We start from the raw sequence: 8,418 nt of genomic DNA, 5'->3' as shown, positions 1-8,418 counted from the left end.
CCACCTGAACGACACCTACTGGCCCGCACCCGGCGAGCTGGCTCTGCGCGGACCGCACGCCCGCAACTACGGCATCCACCCCGCCGCCCCGGAGGCCGGCCGGATGGATCTGACCGAGCTCCCCGGATATGAGTTCGGTGCGTCCGGCGGCCTCGTCTCCACGCCCAAGGACCTCAACGCCTTCTGGGACGCACTGTTCGGCGGCCGCCTTCTGCCCGACTGGGCACTGCGCCAGATGACCCTGGACACCACCGCGGTCGGTGGTCGCGATGTCTACCCGGCGGGTAGCCGCTACGGCTACGGCATCGCCTCGATCCCCCTCAGCTGCGGCGGCGTCTACTGGGGCCACGGCGGCGACCTCCCCGGCAACTCGGTGGGCGGAGGCCGTGCCACGGCGGGCCGCGGAACGGTGACCGTCTACACCACGACTTGGGCGGCCGAGGGCGCAAGCCTGCGTCACCTCCAAGGGGCGGTGGACGCGGCCCTGTGCGCCAAGCCGTAATGGTGCGCCGGGTCAGTCTCGGCGCGTCCGAGGAGGCCGACCCGTCCCGGCGCAGCCCATGCAGTTCCCGATGGCGTACGGCATGGTCACGCAACAGGTGAAAAGCGCCTCCCGGGCACGCCTAGGGCCCCGCCCGCGCTCTTACGAGGGCTGGGTGGCGCTATCCCGCAGCCGGCGATGCCGTCGTCTTGCGGAGCACGCCTATCTTGTCGATGCGGTGCTCGGGATTGCCCTGGGCATCGCTCCAGAAGTTGCCTTCGGCATGGTCTTCCGGGGTGGCGCAGGTCGAGATCGTGATCATGGCCTGGGTCGGGGCCACACCCGGCTTTCCGGGGACCGCGGCGCGCTGCTCGCTGAGCGAGCGCTCCGACCGGAAGGATGTCTTGCGGCTCGCGATTATCTCGTACGTGTACACCACATCGCCCACAGTGACGAGCACCGAGTCGCCCTTCGCCACGGAGGGCAGGTCGCGCAGCGGGCCGCCCGCCGACAGGCGGTGGGCGGTGACCAGGAAATTGCCCGCCTGGCCGGGCCCGACTCCGCCACGCTTCCCGTACGGGCTGGCCGCCACACCCTTGTCCTGGATACGGGTGCCGGGCGCATCATCGGTGGTGCCCTCGTACGGCAGCACGCGCAGCCCGGTTATGCCCACCGAGGGTATGGACAGGACGGAGGCCTCGGTCTGCACGGAGGTAACCGATGGCTCGGACGGCCGCGCGGCGGTGGCGGCCGGGGCCGAAGCGGGTGCCCCTGCCGTCGTCGGCGGTGCGGGAACCGCCGCGCCGGCGGCAGCCTGAGTGGTGCTGCAAGCCGCCATCAGGACGACCACGGCGCCGGCCGCTGCGGCGGATACGGCTCGGGACGGGAACTGCAGGGGCATGGGCGTTTCCGTACTGGTCGGCGGGGTCGGCGGGGTCGTCGCGGCGGGGGCGCGAGCCGGTTTGCCCGCCAGAGTGACATACGGAGCAAGAGGTTCATATGGGCCGGACCTGTGACCTTCGCCCTCATGAGTACGGGACGGCGCGCGGTGTGGACAGGTCAGGACGTGGTTGCTGTGAGGACGCCGATCTTGTCGATGCGGTGTTCGGGGTTGTTCTGCGCGTCCCGCCAGTGGTTGCCTGCCGCATCGTCCTCGGGCGTGAGGCAGGTGGTCACGGTGATCATCGCGCGGGTAGGGGCGGCATCGGGGAAGCCGGGGACAGCGGCGCGCTGCGCGGCCATGGAGGACTGGGAGCGGAAGGAGGTCGTCCGGGTCGCGGTGATCGTGTACTCGTACGTCACACCACCGGAGGTCACGACGACGGACGCGCCCGTCGGCAGTGACGGCAGCGCCCGTAGCGGCCCGCCCGCCACGATGCGGTGGCCAGTGACGATGTAGTTGCCCACATCGCCGGGGCCGACGCCACCGGCGGGACCATGCGGGCTGGCGGCCACGCCCCGGTCCTGGATCCGAGTGCCCGGCGAGTCGTCGGGGCTTCCGCGGTACGGGACCACGGGCAGCCCGGACACGCCGATGGCCGGAATCGACAGTACGGCTGACTGTGGGAGTTCCGCTGCGGCCGGCCCGGTCGCCGCCGCGGGCGCGCTGGGCATCGTCAGCAGGAGGGCGAGGGCGGCGCCGGTGAGCACCGCCGGCACGGAATGGGAGGCGAGGAACGCGCGCTGGGACATAGCGGTACCCCTGGTCGGCCGGGCCGCGCGGGGTCGTACAGGCCCGGTTGGCCCTTCTAGGGTCGCATACGGGCCGGGTACGGCAGGGTGGCGTCCGACAGGAGACACCAGGAGGCCGGACAGATGCCACGCCGATCGCTGCGAGCGGCTCACGGACGAGGGTGGCATATGCACATGTCACAGCCAGGACGACTATGACTACAACTACGACCGGGAGCCGGCGAACATGGCAGACCTGGAGGACGGTAACGGCGCCTTGGTGTTGAACCCGGCCTGAGGCGTCACTGGTTACGCCTCATGGTGACGGCAACTGCCGGGCCGGCAAGGGTCGGGTGTTCCCTGCCACGGGACTTGGACCGTTTGCGATCCAAGCAAGGTCACCTGCCGTGGGCGGCTACAGGCCGGAAGCGGGTACGGCGCGTTCCCACTGCTCCTCGAACTCTTCCCGGGTGATCTCCTGACCTGCCAACTCCGGGTCGAAGAAGTCGACGACCGGCGGGTTGAAGGGCCAGTCGTCAGGTCCGCTCCTGATGCGGCCGCTCCCGTCCTCAGCCAGCTCCACTTCGCGGGTCCGGCGCCCGTCCGATTCAACCTCCATGAGGTAGACCGGGCCGCCGTCATCCTCACCGTCCCAGTGACGCCGCACGTACACGATGCTCCGGTCCGCGAGTGCGCCGAAGCCGGAAAGCCCGCGCTGTGCGTCGCGTTCGGCCCGCAGGTCGTCCAGACCTGGAGGCATGAGTGGCGCATCGATGTCGACTTCTTCGACCTTGTTGCCCTCGGCCCAGGTAACCGACTCCTGCCTGGTGACAACCTCGGTCCACGCGAACGTTTCCAGGATTTCCCGGGCCGACCGCGCGTGGACCCACCACCATGAACCGCCCATCCCGTAGTCGTGCAGGACGAGGAAGCGGGTTTTGGCTACGGGATTCGAAAGAGTCACAGGACCGGACCCTAACAACGCAGCCATCGGACCTGTTCAGCTGGTCGGTCCAGGGAATTGTTCGCCGTGCTTGGCCTCGGGAGCCGTCAGCCGCCGAGAAGACGGCCCAGTTCCTGGGCCAGGGCCAGGGTCGCGCTGCCCGCGCCCAAGCCCAGGGTGACCGTTTCGAGGCAGCGCCGGACCTGCCCCGGCTCGGGCGGTCTCTGCTCCTGCCCAGCCTGCTCCAGTTCGCCGGCCAGGTCCGACGCCGCGTCGATCCGTTCCTGGGCGGCGCCCTCGGTCCGTAGCAGCTGCGCGAGTTCCGCCGCCAGCCGCAGCACCCGGGCGGCGTCGTCCTCGCGCTCCTGGCGGCCGATGTTGATCACGCCGTGGTCCCCGTAGATGCCGGGGCCCTCGATGTTCCCGTGGAAGTGGTACGTGCCCATCGGGCTCCTCTCCGTGTGCCGTGTGCCGCGTGCCGTGTGTGTGGGGTCAGGGCTTGGTCGGCTCCGGGGACGGCGAAGGCGCGCCTCCGGGCAGGTTGAAAGTGCCGTGGTCCCCGTAGATGCCGGGGCCGTTGATGGGCCCCTGGAAGGTGTAGCTGTGGTGTGTGATGACCCGCTGCGCCTGGTCGAAGGAGCGGGTGTCCACGTGGTGGGCCTTGAGGAACTGTTCGGTCGCCGTGAGCACGCCCCGCTGGAGCCGCTGGAGGAAGTCCAGCGCGTCGGTGCTGTCGGAGAACTCGATGTGCTCCAGCTCCTCGGCCGCCTCCGCGCGGATGCTCCCGGTGGCGCCGTAGTCGTACTCGATGTGGCGCTTGCCGATGACCCAGCGCGCGTACCCCAGGTCCCACCGGCGCAGGAACTTGTCCCAGGCCCGGCGCAGCAGCCGGGCCGGAACCTTGAACAGCAGGGGCAGGAACGCGCCCGTGGTGAAGGTGAACAGGGTCCACCAGCGCCCGAACGGGTCGAGTCGCAGGGTCCGTACCCGCATGAAGCTGTCGCGCAGCGGCGGAACCACATAGGCGGCCACCTCCCAGGTCAGGCTGGGGTGCTGAAGACGCGCACGCAGATGCATGCAGACGATGACGCGGCCGCTGTCGCCGACCCGCTCCAGGCACAGGTACGTGCGCATGCCGAGTCCGGGCCGGGCCAGGCCGGCCTGCACCATGTCCTCGGGGATCACGGCACGGGGCGGTCTCAGCCGGTCGGGGAGCAGGTCCTTGCCGGCGTGCAGGGTCATGGGGCCGCGCACGTAGAGCCGGTGGGCGGCCCGCAGTCCTTCCAGTCCGGCGATGTTGCCCATCTCCTGTTCGACGAAGGCGTGCAGGTCGAGCACGTCGAAGGGGATGATGCTCAGTTTCCCGCCGCCGGAGGCGTTGGCGGGCTTGCTGATGTCGATGGGGTGCCAGACCCGCTCCTGGAAGCGTTCGCCGCTGCCGACGAAGGGGTTCGTCCGTTCGGCGTCCTCGTGGTACGGGGCCACGTTGGCCCGTTCCTGTTCGCGCAGCCGCTCCTCCAGGCCCGGGTCGAGGGGCGGGGCGAGCCCCTCGGGTGGCGGGCCGCCCAGGGCGATCACTTTCAACGCCAGCACCCGGGCCCGGTGTTCGACCACCAGCACCAGCCCCCAGGAAGCGGCGAGCACCCCGACGAGGCCGAGCAGGGACCTACCGAGCGACGCCTCGACGGGTCCGGCCAGGATCCCGTGGACCAGCACGGCCAGGTAGCCCGCCCCGGCGGTGAACAGGACGGCCAGCAGGCCGTCGCGGAGGTTCGTGCGGCGCACCGCGAGGCGGGTGTGCCGGGCCACCGCGACGAGGTCGACGCCGAGCGACGGGCCGAGCGCCCTGATCCGGTCCTCGGTGAGTTCGATCGCCGTCGCGCGGGCGAACTCCTCGTCCAGGTGCGCGGACGCGCTGAGCCAGCGGCTCGTCCACTCCTCCCCGTACTGGAAGAGGGTGGGTAACTCCCGACCAGCCTTCATCCTGCCGCCTCCCCCGTGGTGGTCGATCCACGATACGGACAACTCCCTTGCCCTGTCGCGTGATTGGCGGCCGATTTCGGTCCCGGACCTGAGGTGGAACGCGGCGGATCCACTCAAAGGGCCCCCGCACCGGATCCGAGCATCCGCACTCGGGACCGAGCGCCCGCCGGCCGTCATCGTGGAGGCATGCTCAACCATCCGGTGCTCCGTCCCCCGGCCGGCTGGAGGCCGGTCTCACGGTCGGCCGGCGTGTTGTTGCTCAGCTTTTGGAGCCCGGTTCCTGTGGGAACAGGATGTAGCCGTGGGTGTTGAACCTGCTGAGTACGGAATCGGACACCCCGCCCCCGGGGGCCATTTGCTGCTTCCAGTCCCCCTCGTGCCAGCGCGCGGTCATCAGCACCGTGGTCACGGTGCCTCCCGGGTTGCGGAACGCGATGTCGACGACGGCGGCGTCCGGAGTGAAGGTGACGAGCTTGTACCCGGCCGGCACCATCCGGTTCGACTTCTCGGGGTAGTCGGGCTGGCCGCTGCGGTTCGCCGCCGTGCCCTGCTCGAACACCTCCTTCGCGGCGTCGGGGAAGACCTGCCGCTCGACGACCTTCCGCCAGTCCGGGCCGTTGGAAGCCCGGACGCCGATGTTCACCAGCGCGAGGACGGCGCCGCGCGGCGTACGCGCGTAGCAGCGGGCGATCTGGCCCTCGGTGACCGCCGGGCCCGAGGTCTTTGAAACGGGCAGGCGTATGGGGCCGAAATCGGCCCATCCCATGCCCGCCGAGGCCGTGTCGGCTGCACTCGCGGCATCAGTCTGGTCGTCGGACAGGGGCGGGCAGGAGGTACCGGCGGGTGGTGGGGCAGTCCGGCCCTGAGGGGTTGCCACCGCGGTCCCGGCCGGTGAACCGCCCTGGCCGGTCCCTGGACCCTGCGCGGTGCCGCCATCCCGCCCGGCGTCAGTACTCTGGCATCCGGCGAGCATCATGACGGCAACGGCCACGACGGCCCCGGCCCCCGCGGTCTTCTGACTGCTTCTCATTGTTCCCCTTTGGTGGCGCTGCTCTACCGGTTGGTTCACCACAACCAACCATGAACATGCAAATGTTCGATCTTGTCGGTGCCGTCTTCTCCGGACTGCAGGAGGCTGAGCCCGGTCCAGGGCGTCCATGGTCCCTGTAGGCGGAGCCGAAGGACTCTTGGTGGGGGAGCGGACCCGGACTCGGGCGGCACCGCCGACCCGGCCTCGCCCAACAGGCCGCAGGCCCGGCCCCCGTGAAACGGGGTCACCTGCCGCGCCGAGCGTGGGAGCACTCGGGGGCCTGCGGAGCGGGCTCCATCCTGGTGGAGCGCAGCAGGCCGTTGGGTCCTGAGCACGCAGCGCTCAGGTACCCGCTCCGGTGTCGTGGGGTGCTTCTGGTGACTCAGGCTTCGATCCATGCCCAGGTATCACCGCTGTCGACGTCATCCGCCTGCGCACCGACGCACACACCGCGGGGGTCGGCGGCGTGACGCACAGCCGGCCGGTGACAGCGCGGCGCCTCGGTGCTGTGTTACTTCAGTGCCTGCAGGAGTTGTTGCTCGCGTTCCATGCTCAAGCCGGCCCGGCGGGGCCGGTCCAGACCCTGGGCGCGTTCCCAGCGCAGGGTGTCCTCCAACAGCTCTCCCCGTGTGCGATGACGCAGGCCCGCGCCCGTGGCCGCAGCGCCGTTGCGCGCGCCGAATCCGGCGAAGTCCGCGTCGGCGACCCACAGGGCGAGTGACTCCGGACCCATCGCCTCGACGACCTTCTGCTCCAGCAGCCAGTCGTCATCCGCTTCCACTACCGGCCCGGTGTGTCCGCCGATCTCCCGCGACAAAGTGATCCATTCCCCCAGGGACACAGCCGGCCCGACCGCGTTGTACGTCCCGGTCGTCCCCTTCTCCGCGCAGTCGAGGAGCCACGCCGCGAGGTCCCGTGCATCGATCACCTGCGTCGAAAGACTCGAAGAAGCCGGCACCAGCATCGAGGACCGCGGCTCGCGGGCCGCTCGGGCGACCCAGGCGCCGGAGCGTCCGGAGTGGTCACCGGGCCCGCCGATGAGACCCGGCCGAGCTATGAGGAGCCGATCTCCGAGCACGGTCGCCGAAGCCTCCTCGCAGGCGACCTTGGCCTGCCCGAACTCGTCGCGGCCCACCTCGTCCCGCTCCGTGCCTGCGAGCAACTGTGCCGATTCATCCGCGCCGGGTCGTGCATGCGAGGCGTACGCACTCACCGAAGACACGTACGTCCAGTGACCCGCCCGCTCGGCCAAGGCCCGCAGGGCCCCGCGGACGAAGCCGGGCTGCCAGGACACCTCGATGACGGCGTCCCAGTCCTGGCCCGAGACTTCCTCGTACGCGGCCATGTCAGTACGGTCCGCCGTGACCAGGTTCGCGCCGGCCGCGACGCCGCCGCTCTCACCGCGGGCCAGGCACGACACGTGATGCCCGCGTTCCACTGCCTGCCGCGAGAGCTCGCGCCCGACCCACGCCGTCCCACCCAGAACCAAGATCTTCATGAACCCACTGATACACGGCCCCCAGCCCCGAGAGCCCACGATTCGCCTAGGGCGTACCAGCCCCACGCCTCCCAAGGCGCCCAAGACGGGGCGTGGCCGTCATGTACAGCCGTCGCAGCGCTGGGATCCGGGTCTTGTCGTGGATGACCGCCCACGGCTTCCCGATCCGCCCCGGCGTCCGGTGCGCCGCGTCGACGACGATCAGGCCCCAGGCCGGGAGGCCGGCGTTGTGGGCCTTCTCCAAGGTGCCGAGGCCGAGGGAGGCGTACGCAGCAGCGTGGACGGTGACCTTCGCCAGGCCCCGGGTCCCTTCCACGAGCTCGTCCACGTCTGTGGTGTTGGGGAAGGCCACCTCCTCGCCTCGGAACGAGGAGACCCCGATCACCGGGCCCCGGCGGCGGCGTTGGACGCCCGGAATCGTGCAGCATTCAGACGCTCCTGGCCTGCGCCCAGTCTCCGGTTATGCCCGGTGTGGGACGGGCGAGTGGTCTTGCGGTACGGCACGCCGAGCAGGGGGACGATCCCCGGTTGGGGTCCGTACCTTGCCGGTTGAGGTTCGGACACTGTTCATCAGCGCGATGGGCGAGCATTCCGTATGGTCCCTGCCGGGCGGAGCCCACGGGCCCACCCCCGCGGGCAGCACCCTGATCAACTCCCGCTCCGTCCTTGAGGGTGGCGGCTCGTTCGGCGGGGAAGGCGTCGTCGGCTAGTGCTGTGGCCGGGGAGGTTCACCGGGTCGGGGGGCGCCGGGTCGGGGCTAAGGAGTGGTGTTTGGCTCGCGCAGAACGCTAGGGTATGGTGGGCGATATACA

10 protein-coding genes are annotated in these 8,418 nt (G+C 70.3%); 2 read left to right on the top strand and 8 right to left on the bottom strand.

The annotated features are described in order from the left end of the window. Positions 1-502: serine hydrolase (locus ACFWBW_RS41035; RefSeq protein WP_385384795.1), on the top strand; the 502-nt coding region annotated here is incomplete at its 5' end. 160 nt (positions 503-662) lie between these two features. On the opposite strand, the gene ACFWBW_RS41030 is transcribed toward ACFWBW_RS41035, so the two are convergent. From ACFWBW_RS41030 to ACFWBW_RS40995, 8 genes are all read right to left on the bottom strand, one after another. Then, on the bottom strand, positions 663-1,382 hold the full coding sequence (locus ACFWBW_RS41030) for a class E sortase (protein ID WP_385384792.1): 720 nt from the start codon (positions 1,380-1,382) through the stop codon (positions 663-665). Positions 1,383-1,540: 158 nt separating this feature from the next. Continuing rightward, entirely contained in the window at positions 1,541-2,173 is a 633-nt protein-coding gene (locus ACFWBW_RS41025; RefSeq protein WP_385384789.1) for a class E sortase, read from the bottom strand. 394 nt (positions 2,174-2,567) lie between these two features. Further along, a complete protein-coding gene (locus tag ACFWBW_RS41020; RefSeq protein WP_385384786.1) occupies positions 2,568-3,116 on the bottom strand; it encodes a hypothetical protein in 549 nt (182 codons plus the stop codon). 86 nt (positions 3,117-3,202) lie between these two features. Next, positions 3,203-3,541, bottom strand: a complete 339-nt coding sequence (locus ACFWBW_RS41015) for a hypothetical protein (protein ID WP_385384783.1) — start codon at positions 3,539-3,541, stop codon at positions 3,203-3,205. Positions 3,542-3,587: 46 nt separating this feature from the next. Further along, complete coding sequence (locus ACFWBW_RS41010) at positions 3,588-5,078, bottom strand: hypothetical protein (protein ID WP_385384780.1); 1,491 nt, start codon at positions 5,076-5,078, stop codon at positions 3,588-3,590. Positions 5,079-5,337: 259 nt separating this feature from the next. Then, complete coding sequence (locus ACFWBW_RS41005) at positions 5,338-5,844, bottom strand: hypothetical protein (protein ID WP_385384777.1); 507 nt, start codon at positions 5,842-5,844, stop codon at positions 5,338-5,340. Positions 5,845-6,619: 775 nt separating this feature from the next. Beyond that, positions 6,620-7,606: an NAD-dependent epimerase/dehydratase family protein gene (locus ACFWBW_RS41000; protein WP_385384774.1), complete on the bottom strand. Its 987-nt coding sequence runs from the start codon at positions 7,604-7,606 to the stop codon at positions 6,620-6,622. 46 nt (positions 7,607-7,652) lie between these two features. Continuing rightward, on the bottom strand, positions 7,653-7,958 hold the full coding sequence (locus ACFWBW_RS40995; RefSeq protein ID WP_385384772.1) for a hypothetical protein: 306 nt from the start codon (positions 7,956-7,958) through the stop codon (positions 7,653-7,655). A 226-nt stretch (positions 7,959-8,184) separates the two neighbouring features. Between ACFWBW_RS40995 and ACFWBW_RS40990 the strand changes: the two genes are divergently transcribed. After that, complete coding sequence (locus tag ACFWBW_RS40990; RefSeq protein ID WP_385384769.1) at positions 8,185-8,316, top strand: hypothetical protein; 132 nt, start codon at positions 8,185-8,187, stop codon at positions 8,314-8,316. The last annotated feature ends 102 nt before the right edge of the window (positions 8,317-8,418 follow it).

Origin of the sequence: Streptomyces sp. NPDC059957 (assembly GCF_042730015.1) — a bacterium.
In the GTDB taxonomy this organism is placed as follows: domain Bacteria; phylum Actinomycetota; class Actinomycetes; order Streptomycetales; family Streptomycetaceae; genus Streptomyces.
This window is presented reverse-complemented; position numbering and strand designations above follow the sequence as displayed.

Coding starts and splice junctions, on each gene's coding strand:
- ACFWBW_RS41030 (WP_385384792.1), bottom strand. CDS start 1,382: ATGCCCCTGCAGTTCCCGTCCCGAGCCGTATCCGCCGCAGCGGCCGGC.
- ACFWBW_RS41025 (WP_385384789.1), bottom strand. CDS start 2,173: ATGTCCCAGCGCGCGTTCCTCGCCTCCCATTCCGTGCCGGCGGTGCTC.
- ACFWBW_RS41015 (WP_385384783.1), bottom strand. CDS start 3,541: ATGGGCACGTACCACTTCCACGGGAACATCGAGGGCCCCGGCATCTAC.
- ACFWBW_RS41010 (WP_385384780.1), bottom strand. CDS start 5,078: ATGAAGGCTGGTCGGGAGTTACCCACCCTCTTCCAGTACGGGGAGGAG.
- ACFWBW_RS41005 (WP_385384777.1), bottom strand. CDS start 5,844: ATGGGATGGGCCGATTTCGGCCCCATACGCCTGCCCGTTTCAAAGACC.
- ACFWBW_RS41000 (WP_385384774.1), bottom strand. CDS start 7,606: ATGAAGATCTTGGTTCTGGGTGGGACGGCGTGGGTCGGGCGCGAGCTC.
- ACFWBW_RS40990 (WP_385384769.1), top strand. CDS start 8,185: ATGGGCGAGCATTCCGTATGGTCCCTGCCGGGCGGAGCCCACGGGCCC.